Below are 18,268 nucleotides of genomic sequence, written 5' to 3'. Positions count from 1 at the left end.
AGTGCAACTGTCGACCTCTTCCTTGAAGAGACTGCCTCGTAGGTGCACTCTTGGGGAGTTAGACGACGGCGGTATCGGGCTCGGCAAAACCGGGAACCAACTTCTCGGTCAGCGCCTTGGTCGCCACATGCGCGTCGAGTTGGCAGAGGATCGCGCCCACCGACGCGATCACCCGCATGGGAAGGGCCAGTTTAGCCGGAAGATCCAACTGCCGTGCCGTCCTGATCTGCGACATCGACCGGTCTAGGCTCGTTCTTTGCAGCCATTTACGTGTGTAGTGGAAAACCTCGACCTCGATCGGTCCTACGTACTGGCGCATCATCTCTTCAATGTCGCGCACAGACACCTGTCGGCCTTTCTGGATTAAGCCGGCCCTCTCCATCGTCTGCAGCAGCAGGTTGTAGTTTTTGTCCCGGGCCAATCGGATGCTCATCCCCAGCTCGACTGGGAAACCACCAGGCAGTGGCGCGACAGCGCCGAAGTCGATGACGCCCATCCGGCCGTCAGGCAGCAGCATGAAATTGCCTGGGTGGGCGTCGCCGTGTAGCATTTCCACTCGACGTGGTGCATCGAAGGTGAGTTCGAGGAGCAGTGTTCCCATACGGTCACGTTGTTGGGCGGTTCCGTTACGGATGATTTCGGCCATCGGCACACCATCGATCCATTCCTGGATCACCACTTTCGGTGCGCTCGCCACCACGTGTGGCACCAAAAAGCGTGGGTCGCCTTGATATGCCTTGGCGAAAGCACGCTGGTTGTCGGCCTCCAGTCGATAATCTAGTTCCATCTCGGTGCGTTCGATTAATTCGTTTACCACACCTTGGACGTCAGTGCCGGGAGAGAGTTGTTTGAGTACTCCAACCATCCGCTGCATGGTCTTGAGGTCGGCACGCAACGCCTCATCAGCACCCGGATACTGGATCTTGACCGCCACTTCGCGGCCATAGGACCACACCGCTTTGTGCACCTGGCCGATGCTGGCCGAGGCCACCGGTGTGTCGTTGAACGAGCTGAACCGGTCCCGCCACTTGATGCCTAACTGGGCGTCGAGCACCCGATGCACCTTGTTGACCGGCAACGGCGGGGCGTCCTTTTGCAGCTTGGTCAGGGCTTCGCGGTAGGGCTCGCCGTACTCCTCAGGAATCGCGGCTTCCATCACAGACAATGCCTGGCCTACTTTCATTGCCCCGCCCTTGAGCTCGCCCAGGACACTGAACAACTGGTGGGCGGTCTTCTCCATCAGCTCGGCGTTGACCTCGTCTTTCGACTTGCCAGTCAGTCGTTTGCCAAGCCCGAGCGCCGCTCGCCCGGCAAGGCCGACCGGAATGCTGGCTAGCTTCGCGTTGCGCGCAGCCTGACCACGTTTGATGTCTGCCACACATCCATCATCCATGACGGTGGGCGCGCCATGAACGTGATATGGCCATAACCTGATCAAACGGCTACTTCATGCGGCCTTTGACCCGCATCATCCAGCGTCGAGCCAATTTACTCCGTGCAGGTTCAATCTTGGGGTTCATTGAAACGTATGTTCGAAGGATGGTACCGGAAAGCCATGGAGGGAAAGCAAACGCTGCAACATAGCTCTGTTTAGGGCGATTGTCGAAACGCTGAGTAAACACCGCAATGATCGCATGTTGAAGGAGAGGATTTCAGACGATTTGGCAAGAGCGTATGCTTGATTTGTCCCGGACCCGGGACGATCGGTAGCGACACAGTTAAGGCAGGCCTCGGCAAGTTAGCTATCGCTGTCACCATGAACACAACGGATATCTGTTCCATTGGTGCGTGACGATGGAGCCGGCGCCCGGATCGAACTCCAATGTGGTGTTCAACGCCGAGGGTGGTCCGGAACCGAGTACTACCTCCTGTTAGCGCACCGAAGCGACTGCAAAAGCTTGGCAGCCAGTAACGAACGCCGATGATGACCAGCGGCCCCGTAAGGCTGGTGCCGTCACGGACACGAACTGTAAGGTGCGATACACCACACTCCCGGTTGTGTAAATCGCGCACCATGCGCAAGTCGGCTACCAGGTGGTCCAACAACGACCACCAGATCCACCGCGGAAGTGACTGGCATGCATACTGGCTGCTGTGCGTTATCCGAACCCCCAGGCCGGCTTGCCGCTGCAACTTGGCTATCGGTGTCGATGATCACAGGGATTGCAGCAGCGCAGCTAACTCCACCGCTGCGGGGCCGTACTGGTGGACGGACCAACACGGTCTTGCGGGGATCCCTACCGACCTGCACCGTGCCGTCCGGCCGCAGCAGCACCGGTGTCGCGGGGTCCAAGCGTATAGAGGTTAGGGCGCAGCCTGCGGCATGACTCGAGACGGGCATTTACGTCTCGATCAGTTATCTACAGGACCACCAGAGCCGGAGTTCCCACCATCGGAGTTGCCATGGTCCAGCTCTAGTTCGGCGATCGCCTCGTCGATACCGCTGGTATCGCCACCGATAATTCGGTCGATGAAGCTGGCCGGGTCGTCGAGATCCCCCTCAGAGGGCAGCAGGTCCGGGTGTTGCCAGACAGCATCACGGGGTTCCACATCGGCAGCCTGGGTCAAGCGCTCCCAGAGCACGGCGGCCTCCCGCAACTTACGTGGCCGCAGCTCCAAGCCGACCAGCGTGGCGAATGTCTGTTCGGCCGGGCCACCGCTGGCTCGACGTCGGCGCAGCGTCTCGCCGAGCGCGGCGGCACCTGGGATCCGATCGCCCAGCGCCGCGGTCACCACTACCTGCACCCAGCCCTCGATCAGCGCCAGCAGAGTCTCCAGCCGTTCCAGTGCCTGGGTCTGTGCCGGGGTTGCTTGGGGTTCGAAAACGCCCTGAACCAGCAGCTTCTCTATGGCGGCGGGATCGGACAGAGAGGTTGGGTTGAAGTTGCGTGCTAGCTCCTCAATTCCGTTCATGTCGATCTTCATACCCGCGGCATAGGCTTCCACGGCGCCCAGCAATTGACCGGCCAGCCAAGGCACATGGCTGAATAAGCGGTGATGTGCAGCCTCACGAGTGGCTAGGAAGGTAAGGATCTCGCTGCGTGTTTGTTCGAGCCCGTTCGCGAAGGACTCGACAGCATGTGGCAGCATAGCCGCGACGCCCCTGGGTCCCAACGGCAGACCGATATCGGTCGAGGTTAACACTTCGCGGGACAATTGACCCAATGCCTGGCCCAGTTGCGAACCGAACGCCATGCCGCCCATTTGCGACATCATCGACAGCAGCGGGCTGGCCATGCTCTTGGCCTCCTCAGGCAGCGATGCCGCCCACACTGTCGAGATTTGTTGGGCCATCGGATCACATAGCTGTTTCCACGTCTCCAAGGTGTTGTTAACCCAGTCGTCGGGGGTCCAGCCCTCCGCTTTGGTGGTGCCTGCAGGCAGCGCGGTAACCCCATCCAGCCAGGTCTCGGCGAGGTGTACCGCATCGCCGATTGCCGAGCTTGTGGTTGCCGGGATGGGTGCGACAGACCCTATCGAACTCGATGCAACTCGTCGTGCCAATTCATAGTTGACTGGACCGGGTTGTTTGTCCGCGGTCATTGCGGTGCCAGCGCTGGTGAACATCTGACCCAGTTGGGTGAAGATCTGTCCCAGGTCGCTCATGCCGAAGTCCCCACTCATACCGAACGAAGCTAGCGGGTCTGATGCGCTTGAGCCGGAATCGGGGCCGGTTTTTCCGTGCTTGTCGCGTCCCGACTCATCGTTTGGGGAGTCGTTTCCGGAGGAGAAGCCGAAAGGCGGGTTAGCCACACTGTCAACGGTACTCACAGGCGAGACAGAACGCGCCACCCCGGGTCATGCTTATAGCTTAGCCGAATGGGCCCGATGAGAGTCCGTCTAATCTAAGCGGCGTGAACAGGCGGATTTTCACGTTGTTGGTTGCGCTGGTCCCGATTCTGGTCTTCGGCGTGTTGCTCGCGGTGGTGACGGTGCCGTTCGTGTCGCTGGGTCCTGGTCCCACTTTTGACACACTCGGTGAGGTGGATGGCAAGCAGGTTGTCGCGATCATAGGAGCGCACACGCACCCGACGTCTGGTCATCTCAACATGACGACGGTGTCCCAGCGCGACGGTCTGACCTTGGGCGAAGCCCTGACACTGTGGCTGTCCGGCCGAGAACAGCTGGTGCCGCGCGACCTCATCTACCCGTCGGGAAAGTCGAGGGAAGACGTTGACAAGGGCAACTATGCTGATTTCAAACAGTCCGAGGACAGTGCGGCTTATGCCGCACTGGGATACCTGCAGTACCCTTTTGCAGTTACCGTTGCTAGAGTCAGTTATCCTGGTCCGTCGGCGGGAAAACTGAAGGCCGGTGATGCTGTGGACGCGGTCAACGGTAGCCCGGTGGCCAATGTGGAGCAATTCACCGGATTGCTGAAGAAAACTAAGCCCGGCGAGGTGGTGACCATCGATTTTCGTCGCAAGAACGAGCCGCCCGGTGTTGTACAGATCACGCTGGGTGCGAACAAAGATCGCGACTACGGCTTTATGGGTGTCTCGGTGCTGGATGCACCGTGGGCGCCGTTCGTGGTGGATTTCAACCTTGCCAACGTGGGTGGTCCCTCGGCTGGACTGATGTTCAGCCTGGCGGTTGTCGACAAGCTGACCACCGGTGACTTGGTCGGGTCGACGTTCGTCGCGGGCACCGGAACCATCAGTATCGACGGCCAGGTGGGCCCCATCGGAGGCGTCGCGCACAAGATGATTGCCGCCCGCGCTGCCGGCGCTACGGTGTTTCTAGTGCCCGCCAAGAACTGCGACGAAGCGCGCTTCGATAACCGCACCGGCCTGCGGTTGGTGAAGGTCGAGAATCTCAGCCAAGCAGTGGACGCACTGCACGCGATGACGTCAGGGGGCCAGCTGCCGAGCTGTTAACCTGGCCGCCTTGCCTGACATCGAGAAGGGTACCGAGGTGCGTAGAGTTGTGACCGTCAAGAAGATATCTGGCAACTGGCCCCGCAGTACGGGTGCCAACAAACTCGAAGCCAGTCAAATCGAGCAGGGAGCGTAGCTAGTGGGGATGCGGCCCGCCGCAAGGATGCCGAAACTGACTCGGCGTAGCCGGACTCTGATCATAGTTGCACTGAGTGGGCTCGTGTTGCTGTTAGCGGGTCCGCGATTGGTCGACGCTTACGTCGACTGGCTGTGGTTCGGTGAGCTTGGCTACCGTTCGGTGTTCAGTACCGTGCTGGTTACCCGCGTCGTAGTGTTCCTGGTAGTCGGGCTGGTGGTCGGCGGCATAGTGTTTGCCGGGCTCGCGGTTGCCTACCGAGCTCGTCCGGTCTTTGTCCCGAGTCACGACAACGATCCGGTGGCGCGGTATCGCGCCATGGTGTTATCGCGGCTGCGGTTGGTCGGCGTCGGGATCCCTGCGGCGATCGGCCTACTGGCCGGCATTATCGCACAAAGCTACTGGGTCCGGATCCAACTGTTCTTGCACGGCGATGACTTTGGTATCAGGGATCCACAGTTCGGCAAGGACCTCGGTTTTTACGCGTTCGAACTGCCGTTCTACCGGCTGGTGCTCAGCTACATGTTCGTCGCAGTGTTTCTAGCTTTCGTAGTAAACTTGTTGGCGCACTATATTTTCGGCGGCATCCGGTTGTCCGAACGCACTGGTGCGCTAAGCCGTTTGGCACGTCTCCAGTTGGTCAGCTTGGTCGGTGTGTTGGTGCTCCTCAAAGCCGTTGCCTATTGGCTGGACCGATATGAACTACTGTCGCATACGCGTAGCAATAAGCCGTTCACTGGCGCTGGATACACCGATATAAACGCGGTGCAGCCCGCCAAGCTAATCTTAATAGCGATTGCGTTGATTTGTGCTGCTGCCGTGTTCTCGGCGATCACTTTACGGGACTTTCGGATTCCTGCCATCGGCTTGGTTTTGCTGCTACTATCATCGTTGATTGTGGGTGCCGGTTGGCCGTTGATCGTTGAACAGCTCATCGCCAAGCCGGATGCGGTGCGCAAGGAAAGCGAGTACATTAGTCGAAGTATCATCGCGACCCGACATGCCTATGGCTTGACCGAAGACGTGGTGACCTATCGGAATTACACCGGCGACGCGTCTGCGATCGCCCAGCAGATCGCCACTGATCGTGCTACCACCTCGAACATCCGGTTACTCGACCCCACGATCGTCAGCCCCGCGTTTACCCAATTTCAGCGGGGTAAGAACTTCTACTATTTTCCCGATCAGCTGTCGATTGACCGTTACCTTGACAAAAAGGGTAGCCTGCGTGACTACGTTGTGGCGGCGCGTGAACTCAACCCGGACAGGTTGATTGACAATCAGCGTGACTGGATCAACCGGCATACCGTTTACACGCACGGGAACGGATTCATCGCGTCGCCGGCGAACACCGTGCGCGGTATCGCCAATGACCCGAACCAAAATGGTGGCTACCCTCAATTTCTGGTCAATGTCGTTGGGAACGGTACTATGGTGTCCGAAGGGCCGGCGCGGCTGGATCAACCCCGCATTTACTTCGGGCCGGTGATCTCCAATACCTCTGCTGACTATGCGATCGTCGGAAAAAATGGCGATGACCGCGAATACGACTACGAGACCAACACCGACACCAAGAGATACACCTACACTGGTAGTGGTGGAGTCCCGATCGGCGGCTGGCTATCCCGTAGTGTGTTCGCTGCGAAATTTGCCGAGCGAAACTTTTTGTTTTCCAGCGTGATTGGTTCCAACAGCAAGATTTTATTCAACCGTAATCCGGCGCAGCGGGTGGAGGCGGTGGCGCCTTGGTTGACGACTGACAGCAGCGTCTATCCGGCCATTGTGAACAAGCGACTGGTGTGGATCATCGACGGCTACACCACCCTGGACAACTATCCTTACTCTGAACGTACCTCACTCTCGTCGGCGACTGCCGACTCCACCGAAGTGGCTTTCAATCGCTTGGTTCCCGATAAGCGGGTCGCGTATATCCGGAACTCGGTGAAGGCCACTGTGGATGCTTACGACGGCGCTGTGACGCTATATCAGCAAGATGAGCATGATCCGGTGCTGAAAGTGTGGATGAAGGTTTTTCCGGGCACCGTCCGATCCAAAGGCGAGATCACGCCCGAACTGGCTGAGCATCTCCGCTATCCCGAAGACCTGTTCAAAGTGCAGCGAATGCTGTTGGCTAAATACCATGTCAATGATCCCGGAACGTTCTTCAACACATCGGATTTCTGGGACGTGCCGCTAGATCCGAATCCGACTGCCAGCAGTTATCAGCCGCCGTACTACATCGTTGCGAAAAACATTCTCAAGAACGACAGTTCGGCGTCATATCAGCTGACCAGCGCGATGAATAGGTTCAAGCAAGACTTCTTGGCCGCCTACATCAGCGCCAGCTCTGATCCTGAGACGTACGGCAAAATCACCGTGCTGACCATTCCTGGAAACGTCAACGGTCCCAAACTGGCCAATAACGCGATCACCACCGATCCGGCGGTATCCCAGGATCTGGGTGTGATTGGACGGGACGACCAAAACCGGATCCGTTGGGGTAACTTGTTGACGCTGCCGGTGGCTCAGGGTGGGCTGCTGTACGTGGAACCCGTCTATGCATCACCGGGTGTCAGCGACGCCGCCTCGTCTTACCCGCGTCTGATTCGTGTGGCAATGATGTACAACGACAAGATTGGATACGGCCCCACTGTCGGTGACGCGCTCACCGGGCTATTCGGGCCCGGCGCGGCTTCCGCGGCTACCGGCATCGAACCGACCGAAGCGGTACCGCCGAAGCCGCCCGCAGGTCCTTCGATGCCTCCGATCACAGTGATGCCGTCGGCCCCAGACAGGTCGGTTTCGCTGTCAGCCGCCAAGGCCGCCGCGCTGCAAGAGATTCAGGCGGTGATCGGTGCGGCGCGCGAAGCACAGAAAAAGGGTGATTTCGTCGCCTACGGTTCGGCGCTACAGCGGCTCGACGACGCCATTACTAAGTTCAACAACACGAAGTAGATGGGCTGTATCGGTTTTGCCGCGCCGCGAGCGGCCGCGTCTTTACACCAACACGCCATAAATTCTGGGATTCTGTGTGTTGTTCGCCGCGCGTGCCACCGCCTCGGACAGGCGATTTGATCACCTTTGGCGGCGTTCGGTAACCTTGCATTTACCGACGCGGGGTGGAGCAGCTCGGTAGCTCGCTGGGCTCATAACCCAGAGGTCGCAGGTTCGAATCCTGTCCCCGCTACCATGAAAATGGCCCTCGGAGACGTCTTCAGGGGCCATTTTCATGGGAAGTACCTGCGCGTCGTTGGGGGTGGGCGCCACTTGCACCACGAGTTTTGCCCCTGCGGCCAGCGGATGGTCACGACAATTGTTTCTGGTGACATTCCGGTAGTGTCTACGCTGCGATCGATAACCACGTCCGGTGTTATCTCTGCAAGGGCCTGGCGAGCCAGGCCCTTGTGACAATGCCGTTGGCTAGGTGGTGACGTTGCGGTCGGAGTGCTGCAGTGGGTCAACTGTTTCGACCGTCGGTTCGTTGGACGCGGGGTACTTTCATTCGTTGAGGTTTCTTGGCGGCAGTAAAGCTACGATCAGTAGAGTTTGGAAAGCAGATACCATCCGACCTTGACAAGATCCCCGGTTCCGGCTGTCCGCGAGATCCGCGTATCGACTTGGCAATGCCGTCCGCCACTGCGGAACGCTGGTGAAATCGGCTATTTGAATCTTAGCTTGGCTGCGGTCGTCGAACACGCCAATGTCACGAAATCTGCGTTTTACCGTCGGTGGTCGAAGTAAGGTTGAAACTTGTGTACGAGGCGGTATTGTCACTGGTGCGAGTCATGGCATAGAATCTGACGTGCCGGCTGTGGTGTTTGACTAGGTATCGGTGGATCGCGCCGTTCAACTGTTATCCAAATCAAGCGGGTCGGGAATCTTCGTTGAGGATTTCATCGCGGGCGTGGTTGATCTAGGGTGGGCTACTGCCGTTGGTCCCAGCCAGATCGCCTGTTGCCGGTGCCCTTAGTGTGTCACTTGCTTTAGCGCGCCAGGTCGTGGCGGTGGCTTCACCCGAAGAACAATTTGTTCGCTTCTGTCCGCACGCTGTGGGACTAATCCGGTGAATAGTGGACCTCCCCGTGATAACTAGGCTCAAGGTAGTTGGGAGGGGTTCAGCCTTGGTCGAGGGCGTAGCAAATGAGTTTCTGGTAGACGATGACGATGCGTTTTTGTCGGACCAGATGCAGCGACGGTGTTATCTTCGAACACCGCCAAGTAGTGGATTGTCGTGGAGGACATGAGGATCAGATCTCCAATAGGAAGCCATGAGTCACCTACTTGTGGTCGCGGGAGTAGGCATGGGTATCAACGAGTTGATCGCGGCCTGGGCAGTCTGATCGAGAGATAATTCGTCGGATGTTTCGATGAAGAACGTTAGCACAATGATCTGCACAGAGTATAGTGTGCTGTTACCCTGCCGAATGCCGGAGAAAGCCTGCAGAAGCATTGAAAATATCGCACCCACAATAGGGTGAGCACTTACCGAGTCCGGACCAACCAATGAGATAGTGCGGTGGTTTCTGAAGCTGTTGAGCCGTCGCGGTTGAGGATCAGGACGACGACCGCTACCGTTCCGGCGGTGCTGAAGCTGTAGGCGATCAAATAGAACAACGTGGCCGAAAGGTCCGCCGCGTTGTCGGCGATCACCCCGGTAGAATGAAGCCGATGTGTGTGATCGATGAATAGGTCAGTATTTGCTTGACGCCGGTTTGGTTCATCCCGGTGCTGGTGCCGATTGGCATGGTCAGGATCGAAATCACCCACAGCACGGGGAGCCACTGGTCATACAGCGAAGGCAGCCGGTAAAAGGTCCGGCGATCAAGGTGCCGGGCTCGAGCACCCGTATGCCGTCCAGCGGACATGCTGGACTTTACGTGGTAACTGCAGCCGGGCGAAACCGGGGTCGGATCGGCCAGACGATCACGCTATCGACCGCCTGCCGCAGCTTGTCGAGTTACTCAGGATTTGCGTCGCGGTGTGTGGAGCCATGGATTTTGTACATTTCCTTTTCGGGTTGTCATCATCGTGGCGGGTGTCGTCGTACCCCATGGGATAGCCAGTTGCGCGGTGTCGGTAAGTGAGCCAGATACTCGAAGCTCTGGGAGGACCGGTATAAAGGGTCACGTATAATCGCAGATGCGCAATGTGACTTTGCCTTTAGCGGTCTGCTTTTCAAGTCATGCGATTGCGCCAGCCGCCTCCTCTAGTGGGTCGGTAATCGGATTTGGCAAAGGCAGTTGGCCGGAGGTAAGCAACGGCTCAAGCTGGTTTTACTGCTCGGCTAAGGCTTAGGGTTGCGTTAGGATCCACGCACTTCAGACTCATATTGACCACATCAATGTTGTTGAGCAACAGCAGGTTTACCTTGACCGTGGGTAGCTCACCGCCGGTGAAGTCGATGACAATTAGCCACCCTCCCAGAACAAGCGAGTGTAGTGAATCGGTCATTTGGTCGCCGTCGACCGGGTCGACGGTTAACCTCGCGACTGCTGATCAACTTCTTTACTGCGCCTTTGAACCCCTAGGCCAACACCAAGTCAGTGGTGTTGGCCTAGGTTTGAGCCTTCGCCTCCGGTGCTGACCACTGCGATGGTGGGTGGCGCCAGCCGCAACGTTGGTGTTTCGATCCCGCCGGCAGCTCCGTGCACTAGAACCGTGTCCTTGCTGCAGTCCGGCCGCGGACACCGAGCGCAAAGTAAACGGTCAGATCGTTGAACAGCAGGTCAGCGCTCGCCTCGAAGATCACGTTGTCGGGTAGTTTGAACACCCGGTCGGGTGACAACATAGCGACCTTAGCCATCTCGCCGGCGAGCATGGTGAGGCCGACAATCCTGCCGCCAGGAGTCAAGTTACTGTTGAATTGATAGCCGACCGAACGACTGGGTTCATCTCAGCTCTGAGCACGTCTGGGTAGATTCGGCCCGTACTTTTAGCGGCCGTGGGGTAATAATGCGTCCGGGAATTCCGCACGGGCTGCGTGCACCTCCACGATCACGTGGTCGCCTGTCGGTTCCTCGACTTCGGTGACCTTGACAGCGTCTGGACCATCTAGCCGAGTTGTTCGTGTCGCCCGCATGCCACCTCCGTCGTTAACGAGAGGCCGAAGAGCCTTGGCTGCTTCAATCTAAAACCCGAAGACGACGCACGCACTAATGCACGACGCAGCCAATCCTTGTTCTTGCGCACGACGAGCGGATAAAATTGTTGAAGGCTGACGGCCCCTTGCCCGGTATGGAATGTCGCGCTTGGCTGCTTTTTCGTCTGTATCGGTTTTGGTGCCATCCAACTTCCCGGTTCCAGGGTTTTCCGCGGCCACTGCGCAAGCACGTTGGGGCTTTCGCGGTGTTGTGGCGTGTGGTGCACCTCGGCGTCAACCACATCGATACCGCCCAGTTCTACGAGTCGCAGATTTCTAACGAGCTCATACGCGAAGCCCTGTACTCGGATCCCCAGGACCTGGGAATATCCGTGAGCATTTGCTGTATGCGTTTGAAGCGCGCCGAGATCGTATGTGTGCGGGACATCGACTAGGGTTCGATAAGTCTGGTAAGTTACTTGAGCTCGGAGGAGGACAAGCCCAGCAATCGGCGTGCAACAACCAGCTGCTGGATTTGCTGGGTGCCCTCGAAGATGTCTAAGATCTTGGAGTCGCGGGCCCATTTTTCCAGTAGGGTCTTCTCGGAGTAGCCTGCGGTGCCTGCTAATTCGACGGTCTTAAGGGTAACGTCGCTGGCCATCCTGCCCGCTTTGGCCTTGCTCATCGATGCTTCTTTGGAGTTGGGGATGTTGTTGTCGGCTTGCCACGCCGCACGGAGCGACAGCAGGTAACTCGCTTCCCAGTCGGCTTCCATCCGCAGGAACTCTGCCGCGGCGGCGCTCTGGGCATACGAGGGCTTGTCGTAGCAAATCTCTATCCCGGCATCGGTGAGGATTTTGCGGATTTCCTCCAGTGCGGCGCGGCCGACTCCAACGGCCATGGCAGCAACGATTGGCCGGGTGTTGTCGAAAGTCTCCATCACTCCGGAAAAGCTCTTGCCAACCTCGATTTCCGGGTTACCCAGCAGGTTGTCTTTAGGAATGCGGACGTTATCAAATCGAATCGCAGCGGTATCCGATCCCTTGATGCCGAGCTTATACTCGAGCCGTTCGACCGTGACGCCGGGATGTTCGCGTGGCACGATGAATGACTTGATCGCCGCGCGGCCCAGCGACTTGTCCAGGGTTGCCCACACTACGATGTGGGTAGCGCGCGACCCGGCGGTAACGAAGATCTTCTCACCGTTAATCACGTACTCGTCACCGTCGAGGGTGGCGGTCGTCGACACCGCTGCCGAGTCCGACCCAAACCCCGGCTCGGTGATGGCCATCGCCGCCCACACCTTGCCTAGGCGTTCCAGCTGCTCGTCGGTGGCGACTGCGGAGATGGCTGCGTTGCCCAGACCTTGATAGGGGATGGACAGTAGCATCGCTACGTCGCCCCAGCAGGCCTCCAGGGCCTGTAGCAGCGCGGCCATGTTGGCGCCGTTGTGGTTTTCGTCTTTGTCGTCCTCATCGCCGAGCGCGTCGGCTCCCGCGAAGGCGAACGATTCGGCTGCTCCCGCAAACAGATTGAACAGAGTGTCTAGCTCGACCGGGTAGGCGTGTTCCTTCAAGTCGTACTTGCGGGCGATCGGCCGCATCAATTCTGCGGCGCCCTGATGGGTCTTAACGATGACTGCTTGCAGTTCGTGCGATAGCTCCAGGTTGATGGCCATGATTGATCTTTCGCTTTGAAGAAAGTGCGGAATTTAGATACTCAGATAACTATGACGCCCTCGGCGACACCGATCGCCCGTAGATCGCGATACCAGCGTTCAACCGGGTGCTCTTTGATGAAGCCGTGGCCGCCCAGCAGTTGCACGCCGTCCAGGCCGATTTGCATGGCTTTGTCGGAGCCGAGTCGTTTGGCTAGCGCAGCTTCTCGGGTGAATGAGAGGCCTTGCTCGGCGCGGGACGCGCCGCGCCACGTGATCAGCCGCAGCCCGTCCAACTCGATAGCGATGTTGGCGCACATGAACGCGACGGCCTGGCGACGCGCGATCGGTTCGCCAAAGGCTTTGCGTTCTTTCACGTATGGCACGACATAGTCCAGCACTGCGTGCGAGGTGCCGACCGCCAGCGCTGCCCAGCCTAGCCGGGCCAACGCGATCGCTTCGAAGTAGTCATTGTCTGTCCCGTCGTCTTCACCCAGCCGGGCGTCCAAGGGCACCGACACTCCGCAGAGTTCAACTTGGCCCAAGGCTGCGGCGCGAATCCCCATGCTGGGGTCGGCCTTGACGGTCAGGCCTCTGGTCGAGGACTCGACGAGGAACAATGCTGGTTTGCCATTCAGCTGAGCGCCGATGATGAACAGCTCGGCGCTGGCCGCGGCCGGGACCAATGACTTTACCCCGTCGAGCCGGTATCCGGACGGGGTACGCACGGCGATGGTCTTCAGCCGGGTGGGGTCGAATAACGGCTGCGGTTCGGTGATGGCAACACAGGCCTGGGGGACATTCTCTCCGGCGAACTCTTTCAGGTAGGTGGTCTGTTGATCGGCGCTGCCCCAATAGGCTAGCGTAGCCGCTACACCGCCAGGGGCCAGAATCGGCAGCGTCAATCCCATGTCGCCATACGCCAACGCCTCGGCCACCAGCACATTGGTTACGCTGGAACGACGTTCGGCGATGCCGTCGAAATCCTCGGGAATGTTGATCGTGGTGATGCCCAACTTGGCGGCCTTGGGGATCAGATCGGACGGGTAGGCTGCAGCTTCATCGGCGTCGTGAGCGGCAGGCCGCAGTACTTCTGCGGTGAATTTGTCGACAGCCTCGACGATCAACTTTTGGTCGTCGTCTGGGGTCAGGTCGAAGTAGTTTCTGCCGCTGGGTTGTAACCGGGTTGCGCCACCACGCAAGTTTTGCACCCGCTTGAATTGCCGACTGGCGGCGGCGGCAGTGGAGAACGTCGCCTTAACCCCGTAGTGTAGCGCTCGGTTGAGTGGATCGCGCAGACGGTATTTGTCCAGGAACTCATGGCCGACAAGCGGAGTCAGCATCGCAATTGCGACGTCGAGCCCAGTCCGCTTGTGCGGCTGCATCCCGACGCCGGACCTAAGGCCACGTCGTTTGAGACGCGTGCAAGGGAGCTTAACACTAGGAACAGTGTTGGTCATGTTAGCAGCCTCAGCTCGTTAGGGCGACGTGGATAACCCTACCTTACTCTGGAGTAAGGTAGGGTTATCCTGTTAATTACTTCACAGTAACGCCGATCCTGGTCAGCACCTCTTGGTGCAGGCGACCGTTCGTCGCCACAGCGCTGCCGCCATGCGGGCCGGGGGTGCCGTCGAGACCGGTCAGAACTCCACCCGCCTCGCGCACCACAATGTCGAGGGCAGCTAGGTCCCATACCGATACCTCCGGCTCGGCAACGACGTCGACGGCCCCTTCAGCGAGCAGGCAATAGGATAGGAAATCGCCGTAGGCGCGTACCCGCCACACGGCGTCGGTCAACTCGAGGAACCGGTCGCGTAAACCGCGCTGCGCCCACCCGGACAAGCTGGAGAACGACAGACTTGCCGAATGGAGGTCGGCCACCTCTGACACCGCTAGCCGGCGCGGGACCCCATCGACCGCCACGAAAGCGCCTTGACCGCGCGCTGCCCACCATCGTCGTTGCAGTGCGGGCGCACTGACGACGCCGATTGAGGGTACCCCGTCGTCGAGCAATGCTATCAAACTGGCCCACACTGGCACCCCGCGCACGAAGTTCTTGGTGCCGTCGATCGGGTCGACGATCCACTGCCGTCCGCTGAAAGTTGTTGTACCGCCGTATTCTTCTCCCAGGAAGCCGTCTTTAGGCCGCTCGCGCCCGAGCATCGCACGCATGTCGGCTTCGACCGCTCGGTCGGCGTCGGTGACCGGAGTAAAATCTGGTTTAGTGTCGACGTGTAGATTGAACGTGCCGAAGCGGGCGCTAGTCAGTGTGTCTGCGCGGTCAGCCAGCGTCAGCGCTAGCATTAGATTTTCCTGAGCCATGCGCACCGCCCCTCTGCCCCCGCAAGCGGGGAGGTACCCCCAAATTACTCTAACGTCGTCGCTGGAGCAGTCTATGTCAGCATTCTTACCATGGTCCTAACCTGAATGAGTGTGGGAATTCGGTGTGCTGCTCTTGCTGGTGGCGATTTTGGGCGTCTTCTTGGCCAAGTGGTTCCTCCCGGGCGGAGGTGACCTGGCCAGCGGCACTTTGTTGGTTACCGGGGTCAGCCCGCGACCTAACGACGCTCGCGGTGAACAGTTTGTTACGATCGCCGGTGTTATCAGCGGACCCACCGTCAGCGAGTATTCCGTATATCGGCGCATGGTGGTCGACTTGGACAAATGGCCAGCGATAGGGCAGTTGCACCCGGTGATGTATTCGCCGAAGAATCCTGACAACTGGAAGTTCATGCCACCCGACTAATGGCCTGTCATCCCGTCGCGGTATCACCAGTGAGCTTGACTCTAGGGTATGGTAGGATCACATCGCGTGGCGTCGATGATTGATGGCAACGATTGTCGAGCAGTCCGTTTTCACCTTGACATGTCGATCCTGGCCACCATTGATGCCGGCGCGCTCAGCGACACACCTTGCGCTAAGGTTAGCTAACGTTAATAGTGAAGTCCACCATTGACGTTCAGTATGATATCGCGCCACCGCGCTTTGCTGAGTTGCGGCGCCCTACCCCAATTGTTGTCGCTGATCAATCGGGCCGTAAAGGCCGTAAAGACGGTTGTCTGGCATTTTGAAGGCATGGCAGGTAAGGATATAGATCCGGGTGAAGAGTACTCTGGAAGTGGTCAAGTAGAACTCTGGGATTGCGCTTTTCGTGCTCTCACCAGTGCTCGTAGCCTTGGGCTTCATCTGGTGGTTCGTCGGTGTGGGCTGGTTCACCGTGGCTGCTCTCGTGCTTTTGCTCGTCGGCGGAGCTGCCGTCGGCTTGAAAAGTTGATTCATCCGACATGCGTTCGTGGTGGGGCCGGGGCACCGTCGAGAAGGTGCTGTCTGAATAGTGAAGTAAAGGATCTGGTAGGGCGTAGCCGCGACGCTATTACCCGGCCATGACGTGACCGATCACCGCTCGCCGGACCCGAACGTGCTCAGGCTTGCAACACCACGAATCACCTCGTCGGCCTAACCGGTCACGTTCGTGGCAAGGCGTTTCGCGATGTCGCGTGCAACTTGCAAGGCTGCTTCGACCACATCCTCGATCCGATAGCACGACCTCGCCGGGAACAAGACGTGATCGACGTACTAGATTAGCGCGCGCAAGCGAATTTCGGCCATCCCATACGGCGGCGTTAGCTCGGTCTTGTGTGGCGTCGAGCCTCGATGCAGCGATCTGGCTGTCATGGTGGACGTCACCGAAATGTGCGCGGTGCTAGTGGTCGACAATATCAGTCGGGCTGTGCGGATCCAGGCTGGCGTGCTGAGCCCGGTGGTCGAGGACCAACTACGCCCGCACTATTTGACGTTGCGGCATTTACCCGATCTCTCCCCGTTCTTCAGCTTTGGTTTTGGTTAAACACCTGCGTCGGCGGGCACTTTGCCAAGCTGTACACCTACATCGACGACCTGACAGAATCACTATAGAATAACATTAACGCTGCGGATCGTTTTTTATTTTACCCTGGCCGGGAGCTTCACTTCCGGGGTGTTGGGCGGCCTGTGATCAGCCGTGCCCGATCCGCAGCAGCTCGGCGAGGTTCGGCAGCTTAACGCGGGGGCGGCCGTGCGGTTCGCCAGCCGTTCGCTCATAGCGGTCGATGGTCTGCCAGTGCGCCAACGTTACTAGTTTCGGCTGTCGTTCGGCCAGCCACTCGGCTAGCCGGTCGGCGTGGTTTGCGCCGAACTTCTTGGTATCGCTGGTGCCGGCCAGATCCTTTATCAAGGTGTCGACAGTGTCTTGGGAGTCCTTCTTGTTGGTGCCAATCACCCCGGTCGGCCCGCGCTTGATCCACCCGACGACGTACTCGTTTCGGCTGCCGTTCACCCGGCCGTCGGTGTTGGGGATGGTCACGCTGCTGTCGTCGAATGGTAACCCCGGCGTAGGGACACCGCGATAACCGATCGACCGCACAATCAACTGAGCTGGCAGTTCCTCGCGAGCCCCGGTGTCTTTGGCTACTATCCGTCCGCTGTCATCGGTGACCAGTTCGTTTTGACCGAGCACGATCCTCTCCACCTTGCCCTCGCCCTTGATTTCAATTGGGGAAGTTAGGAATCGGAACACAATCCGACGATGGCCGGGTGTGGGCGTGCGCACACTGTAGTCGCGTAACACTTTGATGTTCTGCCTGGTCGTCTTGCTCGCCGCGGCCACGTTCTCGTCACTGATGCCCTCCAGCTGGGCAGGATCGACAATCACGTCGACCCCTTCGAGGTCTGCTAGCTCACGCAGCTCCAGTGTGGTGAACGCTGTCTGTAGCGGCCCGCGGCGGCCAACGATCACTACTTCCTCGATCCCGCGCGGGCGCAGTGACTCCAGGGCATGATCGGCGATATCGGTGAATGCTAGTACGTTGGGATCGGTGATCAGGATGCGCGTGACGTCGAGTGCGACGTTGCCGTTGCCAATAACCACTGCGCGACGGCCTGACAGGTCGGGTGACATCTCATGGAAGTTGGGGTGTGAGTTATACCAACCCACGAAATCGACGGCGGCGATATTTCCTGGCAGGTCTTCACCGGGAATGTTCAAAGCGCGGTCGGACTGCGCCCCGACAGCGTAGATCACGGCGTCGTAGCGTTCGGCGAGTTCGGTAGGTTCGACGTCTTTACCGACAATCACATTGCCGAAGAAGCGGAATCGCGGGTCATCGGCGGTCTTTTCGAACTGCTTGCTGATCGATTTGATTTTGGGGTGATCGGGTGCGACACCAGAGCGGACCAGTCCCCACGGTGTCGGCAGCATCTCCAGCATGTCAACGGCAACGTCGATCTCGTCGGAGGCGTCGGCAGCCTTCAGCACGGATGCCGCAGCGAAAAACCCCGACGGCCCCGAGCCGACTATGGCTATGTGATACGGATAGTGTGGACGCAATACCTTGAGCCTTCTGTTCGTGCCTGGTCCCTGTGACGCTGAAGGCGTTAGATTATGTCGAGCGGTCACGTCGCTGTGGTGGTGTTCACGTGGCTATCGCTTTGATGCTAGCAGTTGTTACTGCAAGCTCCCCAGAAGAGCACTACTGGTCGC

At 58.7% G+C, this 18,268-nt stretch carries 11 protein-coding genes, 1 tRNA gene and 6 pseudogenes; 8 read left to right on the top strand and 10 right to left on the bottom strand.

What is annotated here, in order from left to right; genetic code table 11:
- Window positions 1–58: 58 nt before the first annotated feature.
- The 4 genes and pseudogenes from MLPF_RS10315 to MLPF_RS10310 form a co-directional block, all read right to left on the bottom strand.
- Entirely contained in the window at window positions 59–1,393 is a 1,335-nt protein-coding gene (locus MLPF_RS10315) for a macrolide-binding ATPase MABP-1 (RefSeq protein ID WP_045842621.1), read from the bottom strand.
- A 560-nt stretch (window positions 1,394–1,953) separates the two neighbouring features.
- Window positions 1,954–2,071: pseudogene (locus MLPF_RS17665) on the bottom strand (cyclodehydratase); the annotation flags it as partial.
- Window positions 2,072–2,206: 135 nt separating this feature from the next.
- Window positions 2,207–2,341 (bottom strand): annotated as a pseudogene (locus MLPF_RS17660) (cyclodehydratase); the annotation flags it as partial.
- A gap of 11 nt (window positions 2,342–2,352) precedes the next feature.
- Complete coding sequence (locus MLPF_RS10310; protein ID WP_420329580.1) at window positions 2,353–3,753, bottom strand: zinc-dependent metalloprotease; 1,401 nt, start codon at window positions 3,751–3,753, stop codon at window positions 2,353–2,355.
- Between the two features lie 101 nt (window positions 3,754–3,854).
- Here MLPF_RS10310 and MLPF_RS10305 point away from each other — a divergent pair, with 101 nt between their 5' ends.
- From MLPF_RS10305 to MLPF_RS10290, 5 genes and pseudogenes are all read left to right on the top strand, one after another.
- A complete protein-coding gene (locus tag MLPF_RS10305) occupies window positions 3,855–4,877 on the top strand; it encodes a YlbL family protein (protein WP_045842623.1) in 1,023 nt (340 codons plus the stop codon).
- A 10-nt stretch (window positions 4,878–4,887) separates the two neighbouring features.
- On the top strand, window positions 4,888–5,013 hold the full coding sequence (locus MLPF_RS15825) for a hypothetical protein (RefSeq protein WP_272946076.1): 126 nt from the start codon (window positions 4,888–4,890) through the stop codon (window positions 5,011–5,013).
- A gap of 3 nt (window positions 5,014–5,016) precedes the next feature.
- The gene (locus MLPF_RS10300; RefSeq protein ID WP_045842624.1) at window positions 5,017–7,968 is read left to right on the top strand and encodes a UPF0182 family protein; all 2,952 of its coding nucleotides are present in this window, start codon (window positions 5,017–5,019) and stop codon (window positions 7,966–7,968) included.
- Between the two features lie 158 nt (window positions 7,969–8,126).
- Window positions 8,127–8,203 (top strand) — tRNA-Met (locus MLPF_RS10295).
- A gap of 367 nt (window positions 8,204–8,570) precedes the next feature.
- Window positions 8,571–8,748 (top strand): annotated as a pseudogene (locus MLPF_RS10290) (TetR family transcriptional regulator); the annotation flags it as partial.
- Between the two features lie 688 nt (window positions 8,749–9,436).
- Here MLPF_RS10290 and MLPF_RS17655 read toward each other — a convergent pair.
- Both MLPF_RS17655 and MLPF_RS10280 read right to left on the bottom strand, forming a co-directional pair.
- Window positions 9,437–9,815: pseudogene (locus MLPF_RS17655) on the bottom strand (proton-conducting transporter transmembrane domain-containing protein); the annotation flags it as partial.
- A gap of 378 nt (window positions 9,816–10,193) precedes the next feature.
- Window positions 10,194–11,092: pseudogene (locus tag MLPF_RS10280) on the bottom strand (MDR/zinc-dependent alcohol dehydrogenase-like family protein).
- Between the two features lie 125 nt (window positions 11,093–11,217).
- On the opposite strand from MLPF_RS10280, the gene MLPF_RS10275 reads away from it, so the two are divergent.
- Window positions 11,218–11,547 (top strand): aldo/keto reductase, encoded by a 330-nt coding sequence (locus MLPF_RS10275; RefSeq protein WP_050038949.1) that lies wholly within the window; start codon window positions 11,218–11,220, stop codon window positions 11,545–11,547.
- 20 nt (window positions 11,548–11,567) lie between these two features.
- Here the strand turns inward: MLPF_RS10275 and MLPF_RS10270 are convergent, their stop codons facing one another.
- The 3 genes from MLPF_RS10270 to hisN all read right to left on the bottom strand — a co-directional run bounded on the left by MLPF_RS10270 (window position 11,568) and on the right by hisN (window position 15,071).
- The gene (locus MLPF_RS10270) at window positions 11,568–12,770 is read right to left on the bottom strand and encodes an acyl-CoA dehydrogenase family protein (RefSeq protein WP_045842628.1); all 1,203 of its coding nucleotides are present in this window, start codon (window positions 12,768–12,770) and stop codon (window positions 11,568–11,570) included.
- Between the two features lie 41 nt (window positions 12,771–12,811).
- The gene (locus MLPF_RS10265; protein WP_045842629.1) at window positions 12,812–14,209 is read right to left on the bottom strand and encodes an acyl-CoA dehydrogenase family protein; all 1,398 of its coding nucleotides are present in this window, start codon (window positions 14,207–14,209) and stop codon (window positions 12,812–12,814) included.
- A 76-nt stretch (window positions 14,210–14,285) separates the two neighbouring features.
- Entirely contained in the window at window positions 14,286–15,071 is a 786-nt protein-coding gene (gene hisN, locus MLPF_RS10260; RefSeq protein WP_045842630.1) for a histidinol-phosphatase, read from the bottom strand.
- A 109-nt stretch (window positions 15,072–15,180) separates the two neighbouring features.
- On the opposite strand from hisN, the gene MLPF_RS10255 reads away from it, so the two are divergent.
- Window positions 15,181–15,495, top strand: coding sequence for a hypothetical protein (locus MLPF_RS10255; protein WP_045842631.1), 315 nt, complete (start codon window positions 15,181–15,183; stop codon window positions 15,493–15,495).
- A 539-nt stretch (window positions 15,496–16,034) separates the two neighbouring features.
- A pseudogene (locus tag MLPF_RS17650) lies at window positions 16,035–16,662 on the top strand (FAD-binding protein); the annotation flags it as partial.
- 82 nt (window positions 16,663–16,744) lie between these two features.
- On the opposite strand, the gene MLPF_RS10245 reads toward MLPF_RS17650, so the two are convergent.
- Window positions 16,745–18,115 (bottom strand): FAD-dependent oxidoreductase, encoded by a 1,371-nt coding sequence (locus MLPF_RS10245; protein ID WP_045842632.1) that lies wholly within the window; start codon window positions 18,113–18,115, stop codon window positions 16,745–16,747.
- Between the last annotated feature and the right edge of the window lie 153 nt (window positions 18,116–18,268).

It is taken from the genome of Mycobacterium lepromatosis, from assembly GCF_000975265.2.
GTDB lineage: Bacteria > Actinomycetota > Actinomycetes > Mycobacteriales > Mycobacteriaceae > Mycobacterium > Mycobacterium lepromatosis.
This window is presented reverse-complemented; position numbering and strand designations above follow the sequence as displayed.